Here is a 15,424-nt window from a genome sequence, read left to right on the forward strand (position 1 = left end):
AGACGCCCAGGACACACCCAATGCGCGGGTGGCGGAATAGGCAGACGCGCTGGATTCAGGTTCCAGTGCCCGCAAGGGCGTGGGGGTTCAACTCCCCCCTCGCGCACCGTTGAGAACGGGCGGCATCGATCAGATGCCGCCCGTTCTTCGTGTCTGCGGATGTGACGGTTGTCTCGGGCCGGGGCGGGCCGTCCGGTTCGGGTCGTGTGAGGAAGCTCTCAGGCCTGGTCGGCCCGGCCGTCCCCCAGGGTTCGCCCCGGGGCGAAGCGTTCCCGTACGACCGGGTCGTCGAGGAGGCGGGGCGGGTAGCCGGGGCCGGTGCGGGCGCTCATGTCCCGCTGGTGCAGGGGCTCGCCGCAGGCGGAGCAGACGACTTCGGCCTCGGTGTCGTGGGAGCACGGCTGGTGGTGCAGGATCACCGGGGCGCCCTCCTCGCCGGCCAGCCAGCGGTCGCCCCAGGCGTTGATCGCGGCGAGGACGCCGAAGAAGTCGCGGCCCTTGTCCGTCGGCAGGTACTCGTGGCGGACCGGGTCCCTCTGGTAGACGTGCCGCCGCAGCAGGCCCTCGGCCTCCAGGCGCCGCAGCCGGTCGGTGAGGGTGTTGCGGGCGATGCCCAGGGTGGCGATGAAGCCGTCGAAGCGGGATTCGCCGTAGAAGACCTCGCGCAGCACCAGGAGGGTCCAGGCGTCGCCCAGGATGTCCGCGGTGCGGGCGATGGAGCAGGGCCAGGTGCTGAACGAGGTCCGTCTCATGGGTTCACTGTAGAAGGCCGTCCCCTTTTTGGTCTCATGATGAGATCGACTCTCGCGGGCGGGGCGGGCTACTCGCGCGTCCCCGTGAGGTCCGCCGGGCGGCGGCGCAGGGTGAGGGCGGCGGGGACCGTCGCGCAGGACACGGCCAGCAGGGCGCAGGCGGTCGCCGTCGCGCCGAGCGCCTGCCACGGGAGGGTGAGGGTGGGGCGCACCGACAGCAGGCCGAGGGCGCCCCACATGCCGGCCAGGTTGACGCCCGTGACCAGCAGGCCGAGGAGCGCACCGGCCGCGGTGGCCGTCAGGGCCTCGGCCGCGGTCAGCCGCAGCACCTGCCGGCGGGTGGCCCCGGTCAGCCGCAGCACGGCCAGGTCGCGGACCCGGTCGGAGGCCGCCATGACCGTGGTGTTGGCCACGGAGATGCCCGTGTAGAGCAGGGCGATGCCGAGGACCAGGAAGACGCCGAGGCGGGTGGTGCGGTTGGTTTCCGGCCGGGTGGCGTCGATCCACTCGTCCCGGGTGAGGACCCGCCCGCCTCCCGGACCGGCCGCCTCGCGCAGGGCGGCGGCCACGGCGGCGGGGGCGGCGCCGTCCTCGAGTGCCACGTCCACGCGGTCGACCGTGGCGCCCGGGGCGTTGCGCGGGGTGACGTAGACGCCGTTGCCGCCCGTGCCGGTCGGCATCACCGCGGCGATGCGGAGGGTGCGGGGTGTTCCGTCGCCGAGCCATACCCGGACCCGGTCGCCGACCCGGTGCCGTCGCCACTCCTCGTTGACGATGATCGAGTCGTCGTCGAGGTCGCTCGTGCGGCCCGCGCCGATCGGCAGGCGGCTGGTGGCCGCCAGGTCGGCGGGGGTCGCGGCGCGGGCCTCGGAGCGGATCAGGGCCACGCCGTCCTCCAGGACGTGGACGGCCGTCGACGACGTCGCCGAGATCCGCGCGCCCGGTACGGCACGCAGCCTGTTCAGGGCGGTGGCGTCGAAGTCCTGTCCGGCGGCCGGGGTGACGACGAAGGCGGCGGTGGTGCGCTCGCTCGTCTCGGTGGACTTCGCGTGGCTCAGCGTCGCGGTGGCGCCGAGGAGTGAACCGGCGAGTGCGACGGTGACCAGGACGGGGGCCGCGAGGGCGGCGGTGCGGCGTACCGCGGTGGCCGTGTTCTCGCGCACCAGCATGCCCACCGCCGTGGGTGTGCAGGTCAGCAGGCGGGTCAGGGGCCGCAGCACCAGGGGCGCGAGCAGGGCGGCCGCGGTGATCAGCAGCATGGGGCGGATGATGTACGTCTTGCGGTGGAGCAGGTCGGACGGGTCGGTGGTGAGGGACAGGACCAGGGTCACGGCGGCCGCGAGCAGGAGGACGATGCCGCAGAGCAGGCGTCCCCGGGTGAGCGGCCCGCTGTCGGCGGCCGTCTCGCGCAGGGCCTCGGTGGGGGCGGTGCGGCCGGCCCGCCAGGAGGCCGAGGTGGCTCCGCCCAGGGCGACGAGCAGGCCCGTCCAGAAGGCCGCGTGGTAGGGCCAGGTGTGCTCACCGATGGTGAACCAGGCCGGGGCGAGATGCTCTTCGACGACTCTGGCCGCCAGCAGCGGTGCCCCGTAGGAGCCCAGCGCGCAGCCCGCGGCCGAGGCGAGGGTGCCGACGGTGAGGGCCTCGGCGAGGACGGCCCGGCGGAGCTGGGCCGGACCGGCCCCGGCGGTGCGCAGCAGGGCGAACTCCCTGCGGCGCTGGGCGACCGCGAAGGCGAAGGTCGACGCCACGACGAAGACGGACACGAAGGCGGTGACGCCGCCGGCGGTGCCGAACAGGGAGTTCATCGCCGTGAGCGCCTCACGGTCCCGGTCCGGGTCGGCGTCGGCGAGGCGGCGTGCCGTGCCGGTGAGCACCTGGGCGCTGTCGCCCACCGCCGCGCGTACGGGCGCCGGGTCGGCTTTCACGACCAACTGGACGGTGGACGGCTGCAGTTGTGCGGCGCGGGTGTCCGTGAAGAACACGGCGTTCTCGAAGCCGCGGGAGGTCAGCGTGCCGACGACGCGTACGGTGCCCGCGTCGGTGTGGATGTGCCGGCCCGGGCGGGCCCAGTCGCCGGTGACGGCGATCTCGCCGGCCGTGCGGGGGGCCCGGCCGCCGGTGAGGTCGTACGGGGCGAACGCGGCGGTGGACCAGGGGTGGCCCACCAGGCCGGTGGGAGCGCCCGGGGCGCGTACGGGGAACGAGCGGTCCTCGACGACCGGGCCCAGCCTCCGCAGCCGCGCGACGGTCGCGGCCGGCACGGGACGAGGGTGCGCCAGCCGCGACTCCCGGATGCCGGCCGGGGTGGGGACGCGCAGGGTGTCCTGCCCCTTGACCACGACCGGCGCGGCGGCGAAGCGTTCGGGGCCGCGCTCCGGGGCGGTGGCCGTCGAGGCCAGGGCCAGGCCCATGACGGTGAGCAGTGCCACGCCCAGGCAGAGGGCGACGAAGCTGCCGGTGAAGGTGGCCCAGCGGGCGCGCAGGGTGCGCAGGGTGACGCTCAGCACGGCGCGGCCTCCAGGCGGGTCATGCGGGTGGCGATGGAATCGGCGTCGGCGCCCGTCAACTCCCCGCTCACGCGGCCGTCGACGAGGAAGATCACACGGTCGGCGTACGCGGCGGCCACCGGGTCGTGGGTGACCATGACGACCGTCTGGCCCTCGCGGTCGACCATGCCGCGCAGCAGACCGAGCACCTCGCGGCCGGTCCGGGTGTCCAGGGCCCCGGTCGGTTCGTCGCCGAACAGCACGTCGGGGCGGGTGATCAACGCGCGGGCCAGGGCGACGCGTTGCTGCTGGCCGCCGGAGAGCTGGGCCGGCCGGTGCCGGGCCCGGTCGGCGAGACCGACCTGGGCGAGGGCTTGGCGCACCAGGGCCGTGGGGACGCGGCGGCCGGCCAGGCGCAGGGGCAGGGCCACGTTCTGTTCGGCGGTCAGTGAGGGCAGCAGGTTGAACGCCTGGAAGACGAACCCGACGCGTTCGCGCCGCAGCAGGGTCAGCCGTCGTTCGCCGAGCCCGGTCAGTTCGGTGCCGCCCACGGCGACCGATCCGGAGGTGGGCCGGTCCAGCCCGGCCGCGCACTGGAGCAGCGTGGACTTGCCGGAGCCGGAGGGGCCCATGACGGCGGTGAAACTCCCGGCCGGGAACGACAGGGAGACCCCGTCGAGTGCGGTCAGCGATCCGTATCTCCTGGTGACGGAGTCCAGCCGGACGGCGTCGTGTGTCATGGGTTCCCCCCGGTGTCGGTGTGGATCTCCACGAAACCGCGCGGGGGCGGGCCGGCGCAGTGCGGCAGGGCCTAGACCCGGGGTAGGGCCAGGCCTACCCCGCGGCCTCCGTCTGGTCCCCTCGCCGCGGCGCGGGGCGGCTTCTACGGTGATCCCCATGCACCCTCGGAACGTGTGGCAGGCCATGTCCCGCCCCGCTTATCTGCTGTCGGCATGGCCGTGGCGGTCGGCCGGCTATCTGCTCACCGGCGCGCTCACCGGTGTGGTCGTGCTGGTGGGGATCGTGCTCTCGGCGGCGGCCGGCGGGGTGCTCGCACTCGCGCTGGTGGGGCTGCCGTTGCTGCTCGGGACGGCCCTTTCCGGTCTTCCGGTGGCGGCCCTGGAGCGGTACCGGCTGCGGCTGGTCGACGCGGAGCCGGCGCCGGATCCGCACGTGGCGCCCCGGGAGCCGGGGCTGCGCGCCTGGCTGTCGACGCGGCTGCGGGAGCGGGCCACCTGGCGGGAGCTGGGTCACGCCCTGCTGTTCGCGGGGCTGTTGTGGCCGGTCGACGCCCTCGCGTTCGCCGTCTTCCTGTCGGGGCCGCTCTCCGTGGTGGCGACTCCGCTGCTCGTGGCGCGCTTCGGCGAGGCGAAGGTCCTCAAGGTGTGGCTGATCACCACCTGGCCGGCCGCCGTGGGGTGCGCGGTCCTCGGGCTGGTCCTGCTCGCGGTGGGCGCCTGGCTGCTGGGCGTGGTGGCCGGGGCCCGAGCCGGGCTGACCCGGCTGCTGATCGCGCCGCGGGAGGCCGACCTGGGAGCCCGGGTGGTCGAACTGGCCCGTTCCCGGGTGCGGTTGGTGGACGCCTTCGAGGCGGAGCGGCGGCGGATCGAGCGCGATCTGCACGACGGGGCGCAGCAGCGGCTCGTCGCCCTGACGATGACGCTCGGGCTGGCGCGCCTGGACGCCCCGGCCGGTCCGCTGGCCGACCAGCTCGCCAAGGCGCACCAGGAGGCGGGCACGGCCCTGGCGGAGCTGCGCGAACTCATCCACGGCATCCACCCCAAGGTCCTCGCCGACTACGGGCTCGAAGCGGCCGTCGCCGACGCGGCGGACCGTTCGGCCGTGCCCGTGGACGTCGACCTGGAGCTGCCCGGACGGCTCTCCCCGGCCGTCGAGGCCGCCGCGTACTTCGTGGTGTGCGAGGCGCTCGCCAACGTGGGCAGGCACAGCGGGGCCGACCGGGCGGAGATCAGCGGGGAGCACCGCGACGGGCGGCTGCTGCTGCGGATACGCGACGACGGGCGCGGTGGGGCGCGGGCCGGTCAGGGCAGCGGGCTGACCGGGCTCGCCGACCGGGTGTCGGTGCTCGATGGCAGACTCTCCCTGTCCAGTCCGCCCGGCGGACCGACCCTGCTGCGTGTGGAGATCCCTTGTGAGTCTGCGAGTTGAGCGGCCGCTGCGTGTCGTCCTGGCGGAGGACAGCGTGCTGCTGCGGGACGGGCTCGTGGGACTGCTGGAGCGCTGCGGGCACCGGGTCGTCGCGGCCGTGGGGGACGCGCAGGCGCTGGTCGCCGCCGTCGGGGAGCACGAGCCGGACGTGGTCGTGACGGACGTGCGGATGCCGCCCGGATTCCAGGACGAGGGCCTGCACGCGGCCGTACGCCTGCGCCAGGAGCGGCCCGCACTGCCCGTGCTGGTCCTCAGTCAGTACGTGCAGCGCCGGTACGCCGCCGAGCTGCTGGACTCCGGCGACGGCACGGGCGTCGGCTACCTGCTCAAGGACCGCGTCGGCCAGGTCGAGGAGTTCGTCGAGGCACTCGGTGAGGTCGCCGACGGCGGCACGGTCGTCGATCCCGAGGTCGTACGGCAGTTGCTGCGCCGCCGCCGCGATCCGCTGGAGCGGCTCACCCCGCGCGAGCGGGAGGTGCTGGCGCTGATCGCGGAGGGCCGGTCCAACAGCGCCATCGCCCGCGAACTGGTGGTCTCCGAGGCGGCCGTGGGCAAGCACGTCTCCGGCATCCTCACCAAGCTGGACCTGCCGCCGGCCGACACCACCCACCGCCGGGTGCTGGCCGTGCTGGCCTATCTGCGGGCCTGACGGGACGACAGGGTCGCGCCTAGGGTGCACACATGACGCTGCAACTGGTTCAGGTGAACTTCAAGGCCCGGGACGACTCGGCGCTCGGCCGGTTCTGGGCGGACGCGCTCGGCTGGGGCATGTCCAGTGAGGCTCCCGGGGTCACCAACCTGGAACCGGTGGGCTTCGACTGGCCGGACCCGTCCGCCGTCTGCGTCGATCTCGTCCGTGTCCCGGACCCGGAGACGGTGCGCTACCGCGTCCACCTCGAACTCGCCACCGGCTCCGACGCCCATCAGGCGGAGCTGGTCGCACGCTTGAAGAACCTCGGGGCGACGCCCGTCGACCCGGGGCGGGGCGACGTGCCGTGGACGATGCTGGCCGACCCGGAGGGCAACGTGTTCAGCGTCCTGGAGCCGCGGGAGCTCTACCGGGACACCGGACCCATCGCCGCCGTGGTCGTCGACTGCGCCGACCCACGGGACATGGCCCGGTTCTGGGGCGAGGCGATCGACTGGACCGTCCATGAACTGACCGACGAGCGCGCCCTGCTCCGCTCCGCCGAGGGCGTCGGGCCGTACCTGGAGTTCCGGCGCACGCCGGAGGACCGGGTCGTCACCAGCCGTGTCCACCTCGACGTCAGGCCCGATCCGGTCGGGGACCAGGCCAAGGAGGTCGCCCGGCTCGAGGGCCTCGGCGCGAGGCGGGCCGACGTGGGGCAGGGCGACGACGTCCCCTGGGCCGTCCTGGCCGACCCGGAGGGCAACGAGTTCTGCGTGCTGGGCCGAGGACTGACGGATTCCGCCCCGGCCGAGGGCTGACGACATCTGCGTCCGCGGCACGGTACCGGTTCTGGACGGGGGCGGGGAGGTCCAGCGGAAACACACCGGATGCCGAGTTTTTCCGGTCCGCTGATCGCACGATGGTCCCCCAACCTCTGGACCGAGGAGCGATGAGCCATGGCAGAACCGCAGGCCTGCCCCTTCCTGTCGATCGACCCGTCCGGTCAGGACCTCTACGGCGAGATAAGCCGGATCCGTGCCCGGGGCCCGGCCGTGGAGGTCGAACTCCCCGGCGGCGTCAGGGCGTGGTGGATCACCGGCCTGGAGCTGAACAAGCGGCTGCTGGCCGGCCCCGAGACGAGCAAGGACGCCTTCCGGCACTGGCCGGCCTGGATCAACGGGGACATCTCCCGCACCTGGCCGCTCGCCATCTGGGTCTCGGTGCGCAACATGGTCACCGCCTACGGCTCCGACCACAGCCGGCTGCGCAAGCCGATGGCCGCCGCGTTCACCAAGCGCCGCGTCGACGCGCTCATGCCCCGCGTCCAGGAGATCGTCGACCGGACGCTGGACGCACTGGAGCGCGTCCCCGAGGGAGAAGTCGTCGACCTGCGGGCCGCGTTCGCGGCGCCGATCCCGCACGAGGTGGTGTGCGAGCTCTTCGGCGTACCGCCCGGCGAGGACGGCCCGCGAGCGGACCTCTACCGGATCATCAACCGCTTCTTCGACACCGCCATCTCCCTGGAGGACGCCCAGGCCAACGCCGTCGACCTCTACGGCACGCTGACCGCGTTCCTCCAGCACAAACGCGAGCACCCGGCCGACGACCTGACGACGGCGCTCATCGCCGCGCGCGACGAAGGCAGCTTCAGCGAACAGGAGTTGATGGACAACCTGATCCTGCTGCTCACAGCCGGTTTCGAGACGACCGTCAATCTCATCGACAACACCGTGCACAGCCTGCTCGCCCACCCCGATCAGCTGGGCCTCGTCCGTTCCGGGCGCGCGACCTGGGAGGACGCCCTGGAGGAGTCGCTGCGCTTCGAGGCGCCGGGTGCCATGTCCGGTCTGCGCTACGCCGTGCGGGACATCGAGATCGAGCCGGGCCTGACCATCCCCGAGGGCGACCCGCTCGTGGTGTCCTTCGCCGGTGCCGGGCGCGATCCCGAGCGGCACGGGCCCGACGCCGACCGGTTCGACATCACCCGCGGCACCAGCCGTGACCACGTGTCCTTCGGCCACGGCGTGCACCACTGTCTGGGCCGGCCCCTGGCGATGGCCGAGGCGACCGTGGCCCTGACGTCGCTGTTCGCGCGCTTCCCGCGGCTGGCCCTGGCCGACCCGTCGCAGCCGCCGAAGCGGCTGCGGTCCATCATCTCCACCGGTCACGAGGAACTGCCGGTGCTCCTGCACGGCCGGGGGCCCGGCCCGCGCCCGGAGGAGGCGGCGGGTGCGGTGGAGGCGGAGTGATCAGGAGACCTTCCGCCCCTGGAGGAACGCGCGGTACCAGGGCGCCGCGCGGGTGAAGCCGGCCGCGAACCCCTCGCCGGGCGAGCAGTCGAAGGCCTTCCAGAACGTGTCGTCCACGAACCAGTGGTCGGTCGTGAGCATGCCGAGATGGTGAAGGGCGAGGGGTGACCCGGCGGCCCGGTCGAGGGCGGCGGCGACGTCCAGGGCCGGGCCGCCGCCCGGCTCCCCCAGTTCCCGGGAGATGAACGCCAGCAAGTCCGCGACCGGCACCGGCTCGGGGTGGTTCACGTAGTGCACACCGCCGCCGGGTGCCGGGGAGAGCGCGGCGGCCACCACCGCACGGCCCAGGGTGCCGACGTCGATCATCGACTGGAGGGCCGTGCAGCCGGTCAGGGTGGCCGACAGTTCGTTCATCAGCCACACCAGGCCGGGTATCACCCAGCGATCACCCTCGCCGTACACGAGGTGAGGGCGCAGCACCAGGCCGCCCGCGTCGAGGACGTACCGCTCGGCGGCGGCCCGGGTGCGGCTGGTGGGTGACGCGGGCGCGATCGGGACCTCGCCGGGGCGTACGCCGCGGAACGGGCCCCGGCCGTGCACGGCGGCGGTACTGACGTACAGGATCCGGCGCACTCCGGCGCGCACGGCCTCCTCGACCAGGGCCCGGGTGCCGTGGTCGTTGACCGCCTCGGTCGTTTCGGCGTCGCCGTCGACCCGCGTGGCGCAGTGGACCAGGACGTCGACCCCGGCGCAGACGCCGCGCAGGGAGGGCGGGGCGCACAGGTCGCCGTGCACGTACTCGGGCCCCTGAGGTGCGTGCCGGGACAACAGACGTACGTCGGTGCCCGGTTGCCGCCGAGCCGTGGTCGCGACCCGGCCGCCGACGAAGCCGCTCGAGCCCGTGATCAGGATGGTGAGCGTCACGGCTGGGACGGTACCCGCGCGGGCCGGGCGGAGGTCAGGGAGGCGGTGAAGACGGACTCGCCGTCCTGCCGCCCCGACACCCTTACGGTCACCTCCCCGGAGCCGTCATCGAGTACCGCGGTCTCGACGCGGCAGGGGCTGTGCAGTTCGGTGTACCGGGTGAAGCCGGCCGTCATCCTGTTCGGCAGGAAGGGGTGCAGGCCGGACGCGGCGGTCGCGGCCTGGCGGGCCGCCTCGAACAGGACCATGCCGGGGACGTGGTCGTTGGGACGCGGGAAGAGGACCGGGTGGCCGGTGTCGACGCGCAGATTCCAGACGCCCGGGCGGTCGCCGGGAGCGAGGACGACGTCCTCGGCGCGGGTGCGGCCCGCGGTGTGCGGCGCTATGCCCGCCAGGAGGGGGACGGGCCGGTCCACGGCGTTCGACCTGTCCGCCCGCAGACGGCGGTAGGCGCGCGGTGAGGTGCAGCCGGTGCTTCCGGTGCCGTGGGCGACGAGCCGTCCCGCGCGGCGGAACTCCATCGTGGTCCGCATGCTGTGCAGACCGCGGCCGCGGCGGCGGACCTCGGAACACACGACGTCGAACTCGACCGGTTCGGCGGCGTCCGCCAGCAGCAGCGCGGCCGGGTCGACGTGGACCGTCATGTCCCGCATGACGAAGTGCGTGTCGGCCGGGGCGCCGAACTCGGCGTGCGCCAGCACCATCGAAGCCTGCCGCAACGTTTCGCCCACGACCATCGGGTCCTGGTGGCGGTCGTCCACGGGGCCGAAGAAGGGGTGGTCGGCCGGCCAGTCGGCGATGAAGCGGAAGCGGTTGCCGGAGATTCGGGTCCACCGGGTGGGGAAGACGTCCCTGTCAGTGGTGCGATGGGCGAGTTCCTGGGTGACGACGGCGGTGGTGTGGGAGCGGGAGGCGAGGCGGCCGGTGACGGGGGAGGGCGGCGGGAGTACGCCGGCGACGTCCGCCGATGCCGAGGGCTGCTCGGTTTCCCTGTCCGCGTCCGTGTCCGTGGCCTCGGACGCATGGGCTTCGGCGGTGGCGGCCGGTGGTGCGGGTGCCTCGGCGGCGGGGCGCGGTGGGGCGACCGACCGGGGCGCGGGGGTCCGTGGCGGGTTCTCGACGGTCGTGGAGCCTTCGTTCGCCGGACGGCCCCGGCCTCCGGTCTGCTCCTCCGTGAGTGCGCTCAAAGGCCCTGTCTGCGGCATGAGAACCCCCGGATCGGCTGCCTGGCCGCGATCGACGCTCGACTAAGATACGGACAAGCCGGTTTTTTTCAAAGGGCCGGCCAAGCCCTTGACCAGGCTCTCGCGCCCTCGCCACACAGCTACTTCACAGGGATCGACAAGGATCAGGAGGCATCCGATGGCGCGACAGGAGCGCGCGATCCGCACCCGGCGGACCATCCTGGAAGCGGCCGCGGCCGTCTTCGACGAACGCGGCTACACCTCGGCGACCATCGGCGAGATCCTGGTCCGGGCCGGCGTCACCAAGGGTGCGCTGTACTTCCACTTCGGCTCCAAGGAGGAGCTGGCGGTGGGGGTGTTCGAGGAGCAGCTCGCGATCACGCTCCCGCCGCAGGCCAGCAAGCTTCAGGAACTGGTCGACTCCGGTCTGGTGATGGCCCGCCGGCTGAGGGTCGACCCGCTGGTGCGGGCCAGTGTGGGGCTCGCCCTCGACCAGGGGGCCATGGACCTGGACCGCACGCCGGCCTTCCGGATGTGGATCGACCAGAACACGCAGCAGCTGGCCGAGGCGAAGGCGCACGGTGAGCTGCTCCCGCACGTCGACGTGGCGGAGACGGCGGAGCTGCTGGTCGGCAGCTTCTCCGGGGTGCAGCTGCTGTCACAGCTGCGCTGCCAGCGGGAGGATCTGGAGCGCCGGGTCGTCGTGCTGTTCGAGCACTTCCTCCCCAGTATCACCGTGCCGGCGGTGCTGGCCAGGCTCGACGTCTCGGAGGAGCGGGCCGAGCGGCTGCTGGCGCGGATCCTCTCGGAGGAGGCGGCCGGGCCGGCGCAGGACTCGGTGCCCGCCCCGGCCCCCGTGTCCTCGGGGGCGTAGACACCGCCGTACGGGCCAGGCGGGGGTGTCCACAGCGGTGGAGTTGTCCACAGGGTCTGACGCGTTTCGGCCACCGGTTGTACGGTCGGCACGAGCTGATGTTCGTGCGCGTACGGGGAAGGCGGTCGGGATGACCGGCAGTGGAGTTCACGGCGAGAGCGGGACGGCGGCGAGGTCCGGGGCGCCGCGCAGGCTGCCCCGGGTGCGCGGCTTCGCCGAGTGGCCGGCCGCCGGGTCGCCCAAGGACGACGGCAAGGCCCTGCGCAAGCGGACCCCGCGCAGCTCACACGCCTCCCTCGACCTGGACCCGTCCCGGCCCGACGCGGTGAGCGCCGTCGAGGAGTCGGGCCGCGGGCGGCTGCCGGAGCTGACCCCGATACGGGTCGGCCGCATGGCCGCCACCCCGTTCGCGTTCCTGCGCGGCTCGGCGGGACTCATGGCGTACGACCTCGCGCGCACACCCATGACCGGGATCCGGGCCCAGCTCTGCGGCGACGCCCACGCGGCCAATTTCGGCCTGTACGGCGACGCGCGCGGCGGCCTGGTCATCGACCTGAACGACTTCGACGAGACGGTGCCCGGCCCCTGGGAGTGGGACCTCAAACGGCTCGCTGCCTCCCTGGTGCTCGCGGGCCGGGTGGCCGGCGCCGACGAGGACCAGTGCCGCAAGGCGGCCTACGACGCCGCCGGTGCCTATCGCAGGACCATGCGGCTGCTGGCCAGGCTGCCGGTGCTGGACGCGTGGAACGCCATCGCCGACGAGGAGCTCGTCTCCCACACCGACGCCCATGACCTGCTCGGCACGCTGGAGCGGGTCTCCGAGAAGGCCCGCCACAACACCAGCGGCCGCTTCGCGGCCAAGTCGACCGAGGCCACGGAGGACGGCGGACGCCGGTTCGTGGATGCCCCACCGGTGCTGCGCCGCGTCCCGGACGCCCAGGCCGCGGCGGTGGCCGCGTCGCTGGAGGAATACGTCGGCACCCTCCAGGAGGACCGCCTTCCCCTCCTCGCCCGGCACGCGGTGCATGACGTCGCCTTCCGCGTCGTCGGCACGGGCAGCGTCGGCACCCGGTCCTACGTCGTGCTGCTCCTGGACCACCGGGGCGAGCCGCTGGTGCTGCAGGTCAAGGAGGCGCGGACGTCGGCGCTGGTGCCGCACCTGGCGACGGCCGGCTTCGAGACGCCGGAGGCCGGCCACGAGGGGCGGCGGGTCGTGCTGGGCCAGAAGCGGATGCAGGTCGTGAGCGACAACCTGCTGGGCTGGACGACGGTCGACGGGTTGCCCTTCCAGGTCCGCCAGTTCCGCAACCGCAAGGGCAGCGTCGATCCGGCCGCCCTGGCCACCGACCAGCTGGACGACTACGGCCGTATGACCGGTGCCCTCCTCGCGCGGGCGCACGCGCACAGCGCCGATCCGCGGCTCATCGCCGGGTACTGCGGGAAGAACGACGAGCTGGACGAGGCGATGGCGGCCTTCGCCGTGGCCTACGCGGACCGGACCGAGGCGGATCACGCGGAGCTGCTGGCGGGGGTGCGGGCGGGGAAGGTCGCGGCGGAGATGGGGGTGTAGGCGGCAGGGGTGAGCGGTTGGAGCCGGACCCGGCCGCTGCGTCACCTAGGCTGGTCGGGTGACGACCCCGGAAGCTGAGCAGGATGGTGGCGACGCCGCACGGCCCGAGGCGCGGCTGGAGCGGGCCGTGCGGGCCGCCGAGCAGGCGTTGATCGAGTACGAGATCGCGGTGGAGACCTTCCGCGTCGAGGTCGAGAACTTTTCCCGGCTGCACGAACAGAAACTCGGCCCGCTGTACGCCCGGCTCGAGGAGCTGGACGCCCGGATCCTGGAGGCCAGAGCCGCCCGCAGCGGCGACCCGGCGGACCGGCAGCGGGCGCAGGAGGCCAGGGCGCGGCTCGCGCCCATCCCCGGTGTCGAGGAGCTGCTGCACGGCTGGATGGACGGCAGCGGTCTGTTCCCCGAGGCCACGGCGATGCTCACGGACCAGCCGGTCCGGCCCCCGCAGCGGGTGCGCCCCAGTGAGGAGGCCCGCAAGCTCTACCGCGACCTCGCCCGCAAGGCCCACCCGGACCTGGCACAGGAGGAGAAGGAGCGCGCGCGGCGCGAGGAGTTCATCACGCGGGTCAACGCCGCCTACGCCCGGGGCGACGAGACGGAGCTGCGCGAGCTCGCCGCGGAGTGGGCCGAGGGACCCGAGCTGAAGCGGGGCCCCAGCCGCGCCGAGGAGCTCTACGCCCGCCTCGAGTGGCTCGCCCAGCGCAAGGAGCTGCTCGGGCTGCTGGCCGGGGAGCTGGAGGACAGTGCCATCGGCCACATGCTGCAGCTGGCCCCGGACGACCCGGACCGGCTCCTGGACGAGATCGGGCAGGGCCTCCTCGCCCAGGTCGCCGAGCGGGAGGCGGAACTGGCCGCGCTGCTCGACGGCGGAGAAGGCCAGGGCCAGGGCCGGGGCTGAGCCGTGCCCCGGCCGGCGTTCCGGCCGGTTCCGGTAGCGTCGGGTACATGAGTTTTGGAGCTGGTGTGCCCACGGTCGCGGTCGCGGACCTCAAGGACGGTGACTTCCTGCTGGACGTCCGGGAGGACGACGAGTGGAAGGCCGGCCACGCCGCAGGGGCGCTGCACATCCCGATCAGCGAGTTCGTCGCCCGGTACGGCGAGCTGACCGAGGCCGCCCCGCAGGACGGCCGGGTCCATGTGATCTGCCGTTCGGGCGGCCGGTCCGCCCAGGTCACGATGTACCTGGCCCAGCAGGGCGTGGACGCCGTGAACGTCGACGGCGGCATGCAGGTGTGGGAGGCGGCGGGCCGTCCCGTGGTGACGGACGACGGGCAGCAGGGGTTCGTGCTCTAGGGGCTCCCGCACAGGGCCCGTCCGGTGGGTCATGCCGGTGGGTGGGCGGCCAGGAGGTCGCCCAGGGCCTCCTCGTGTGCCGCGGCCGGGCCGAGTGAGAGTTCCAGGTGCTTGGCCCAGGCGTGGTAGCGGTGCAGGGGGTAGTCCACGTCGGCGCCGAACCCGCCGTGCAGATGCTGCGCGGTCTGCACGACCCGGCGGACGCCCTCCGCCGCCCAGATCTTGGCGACGGCCACGTCACCGGCCGCGGGCAGCGGGCCCGGGGCCCCCGAGGCGATCCGCCACGCGGCCTGCCACAGCGTTGCCTCCATCGCACGCAGGTCGATGTAACGGTCGGCGGCCTGCACGGCGACGGCCTGGAAGGTCGCGATCGGGAACCCGAACTGCTCCCGCTCGCCCGTGTACTCCGCGGTCATCCGCAGGACGCGCTCCCCGAGTCCGAGCGCCAGCGCGCACGTCCCGGTGGCCAGCAGGTCCCGCAGCCACTCCCACGCCCCGTCGGTGTCGATCACGTTCCGGGCCGCGAGCCGTGCCGAGGTCAGCCGCAGCTCGCCGAGCCGCTCGCCGCTGGTGGAGAACTGCTCGGCGAGGTCGGCTCCCTCGTGCCCGCGCGGCACCAGGGCGAGCACGGTCCGGCCGGTCCCGGTGTGCGCGGGGACGAGCGTGACGTCGGCGTCGTAGGCCCACGGAATCGCCGTCTGCACGCCGTCCAGCACCCAGGTCCCGCCGTCCTGGCGGGCGGTCACGGACCGTTCGGCCGGGTCGTGGCCGGTGCGGCCGTGCGCGGCGACGGTCAGCACGGTCTCGCCCCGGCCGGCCCGGGCGAGCAGCTCCGCCTTCGCCTCCTCACCGCCGTAGGCCTGGACGGTCGCGGCCGCGGCGCTGTTCTCCAGCAGGGGGACCCTGGCCAGGACCCGTGCCGACTCCCGCAGCACCAGGCAGAGCGCGATGGCGTCCAGGCCGGCCCCGCCGTACCGCGCGTCGAGCAGCAGGCTCAGCAGGTCGGCGTCGGCGAGCCGGGCCCACAGGGCGCGGTCGCAGGTCTCGGCGACGGCGCCCGGGGTGAGGGCCGGGCTGGGCACGGCGTCGGGGGCGACCCCGGCGAAGACGCCCTTCGCCGCCTCGGCCGCCGCCTGCTGCTCCTCGGTGAAGGTGAAGTCCACGGTGCCCGTCCTTCCGGCGATCCCGTCGAGCTGACGAGGCGTCAAGATAGAACAGGTTCTAGAAGAAGGGAATGGGTGTACGGGCGGGCGCCGTAGGGTGTCACACTCGCCGTACGGTCGGCCTCCCCG

The 15,424-nt window shown here is 73.8% G+C and carries 14 protein-coding genes and 1 tRNA gene; 9 read left to right on the forward strand and 6 right to left on the reverse strand.

Annotated elements, in window-relative coordinates; all coding sequences use genetic code 11:
• Positions 1-22: 22 nt before the first annotated feature.
• A tRNA-Leu gene (locus tag ADK65_RS13230) sits at positions 23-106 on the forward strand.
• A gap of 112 nt (positions 107-218) precedes the next feature.
• Here ADK65_RS13230 and ADK65_RS13235 read toward each other — a convergent pair.
• The 3 genes from ADK65_RS13235 to ADK65_RS13245 form a co-directional block, all read right to left on the reverse strand.
• A complete protein-coding gene (locus ADK65_RS13235) occupies positions 219-752 on the reverse strand; it encodes a winged helix-turn-helix transcriptional regulator (RefSeq protein ID WP_053670178.1) in 534 nt (177 codons plus the stop codon).
• Positions 753-820: 68 nt separating this feature from the next.
• Positions 821-3,259: an ABC transporter permease gene (locus tag ADK65_RS13240; RefSeq protein WP_053670180.1), complete on the reverse strand. Its 2,439-nt coding sequence runs from the start codon at positions 3,257-3,259 to the stop codon at positions 821-823.
• A complete protein-coding gene (locus tag ADK65_RS13245) occupies positions 3,253-3,978 on the reverse strand; it encodes an ABC transporter ATP-binding protein (protein WP_053670182.1) in 726 nt (241 codons plus the stop codon). The genes ADK65_RS13240 and ADK65_RS13245 overlap by 7 nt, the downstream gene beginning before the upstream one ends.
• Positions 3,979-4,162: 184 nt before the next feature.
• Here ADK65_RS13245 and ADK65_RS13250 point away from each other — a divergent pair, with 184 nt between their 5' ends.
• The 4 genes from ADK65_RS13250 to ADK65_RS13265 all read left to right on the forward strand — a co-directional run bounded on the left by ADK65_RS13250 (position 4,163) and on the right by ADK65_RS13265 (position 8,287).
• On the forward strand, positions 4,163-5,407 hold the full coding sequence (locus tag ADK65_RS13250) for a sensor histidine kinase (protein WP_053670184.1): 1,245 nt from the start codon (positions 4,163-4,165) through the stop codon (positions 5,405-5,407).
• Positions 5,397-6,056: a response regulator gene (locus ADK65_RS13255; protein WP_053670496.1), complete on the forward strand. Its 660-nt coding sequence runs from the start codon at positions 5,397-5,399 to the stop codon at positions 6,054-6,056. The genes ADK65_RS13250 and ADK65_RS13255 overlap by 11 nt, the downstream gene beginning before the upstream one ends.
• Positions 6,057-6,088: 32 nt before the next feature.
• Positions 6,089-6,856: a VOC family protein gene (locus ADK65_RS13260; protein WP_053670186.1), complete on the forward strand. Its 768-nt coding sequence runs from the start codon at positions 6,089-6,091 to the stop codon at positions 6,854-6,856.
• A gap of 138 nt (positions 6,857-6,994) precedes the next feature.
• The gene (locus ADK65_RS13265; protein ID WP_053670188.1) at positions 6,995-8,287 is read left to right on the forward strand and encodes a cytochrome P450 family protein; all 1,293 of its coding nucleotides are present in this window, start codon (positions 6,995-6,997) and stop codon (positions 8,285-8,287) included.
• On the opposite strand, the gene ADK65_RS13270 is transcribed toward ADK65_RS13265, so the two are convergent.
• Together ADK65_RS13270 and ADK65_RS13275 are read right to left on the reverse strand one after the other, a co-directional pair.
• A complete protein-coding gene (locus tag ADK65_RS13270; protein WP_053670190.1) occupies positions 8,288-9,211 on the reverse strand; it encodes an NAD-dependent epimerase/dehydratase family protein in 924 nt (307 codons plus the stop codon).
• Positions 9,208-10,398, reverse strand: coding sequence for a ScbA/BarX family gamma-butyrolactone biosynthesis protein (locus ADK65_RS13275; RefSeq protein ID WP_234352864.1), 1,191 nt, complete (start codon positions 10,396-10,398; stop codon positions 9,208-9,210). Before ADK65_RS13275 ends, ADK65_RS13270 begins: the two co-directional genes overlap by 4 nt.
• Positions 10,399-10,573: 175 nt before the next feature.
• Here ADK65_RS13275 and ADK65_RS13280 point away from each other — a divergent pair, with 175 nt between their 5' ends.
• The 4 genes from ADK65_RS13280 to ADK65_RS13295 all read left to right on the forward strand — a co-directional run bounded on the left by ADK65_RS13280 (position 10,574) and on the right by ADK65_RS13295 (position 14,132).
• Positions 10,574-11,269, forward strand: coding sequence for a ScbR family autoregulator-binding transcription factor (locus ADK65_RS13280; RefSeq protein WP_053670192.1), 696 nt, complete (start codon positions 10,574-10,576; stop codon positions 11,267-11,269).
• A gap of 130 nt (positions 11,270-11,399) precedes the next feature.
• Positions 11,400-12,839, forward strand: coding sequence for a DUF2252 domain-containing protein (locus ADK65_RS13285; RefSeq protein WP_053670193.1), 1,440 nt, complete (start codon positions 11,400-11,402; stop codon positions 12,837-12,839).
• A gap of 58 nt (positions 12,840-12,897) precedes the next feature.
• Positions 12,898-13,737, forward strand: coding sequence for a hypothetical protein (locus tag ADK65_RS13290; RefSeq protein ID WP_053670194.1), 840 nt, complete (start codon positions 12,898-12,900; stop codon positions 13,735-13,737).
• Between the two features lie 65 nt (positions 13,738-13,802).
• Entirely contained in the window at positions 13,803-14,132 is a 330-nt protein-coding gene (locus ADK65_RS13295) for a rhodanese-like domain-containing protein (RefSeq protein WP_053670196.1), read from the forward strand.
• A 29-nt stretch (positions 14,133-14,161) separates the two neighbouring features.
• On the opposite strand, the gene ADK65_RS13300 is transcribed toward ADK65_RS13295, so the two are convergent.
• Positions 14,162-15,295 (reverse strand): acyl-CoA dehydrogenase family protein, encoded by a 1,134-nt coding sequence (locus ADK65_RS13300; RefSeq protein ID WP_053670198.1) that lies wholly within the window; start codon positions 15,293-15,295, stop codon positions 14,162-14,164.
• Positions 15,296-15,424 lie beyond the last annotated feature (129 nt).

The sequence above is a fragment of the Streptomyces sp. NRRL B-1140 genome (genome assembly GCF_001280065.1).
In the GTDB taxonomy this organism is placed as follows: domain Bacteria; phylum Actinomycetota; class Actinomycetes; order Streptomycetales; family Streptomycetaceae; genus Streptomyces.

Coding starts and splice junctions, on each gene's coding strand:
- ADK65_RS13235 (WP_053670178.1), bottom strand. CDS start 752: ATGAGACGGACCTCGTTCAGCACCTGGCCCTGCTCCATCGCCCGCACC.
- ADK65_RS13245 (WP_053670182.1), bottom strand. CDS start 3,978: ATGACACACGACGCCGTCCGGCTGGACTCCGTCACCAGGAGATACGGA.
- ADK65_RS13250 (WP_053670184.1), top strand. CDS start 4,163: ATGTCCCGCCCCGCTTATCTGCTGTCGGCATGGCCGTGGCGGTCGGCC.
- ADK65_RS13260 (WP_053670186.1), top strand. CDS start 6,089: ATGACGCTGCAACTGGTTCAGGTGAACTTCAAGGCCCGGGACGACTCG.
- ADK65_RS13265 (WP_053670188.1), top strand. CDS start 6,995: ATGGCAGAACCGCAGGCCTGCCCCTTCCTGTCGATCGACCCGTCCGGT.
- ADK65_RS13280 (WP_053670192.1), top strand. CDS start 10,574: ATGGCGCGACAGGAGCGCGCGATCCGCACCCGGCGGACCATCCTGGAA.
- ADK65_RS13285 (WP_053670193.1), top strand. CDS start 11,400: ATGACCGGCAGTGGAGTTCACGGCGAGAGCGGGACGGCGGCGAGGTCC.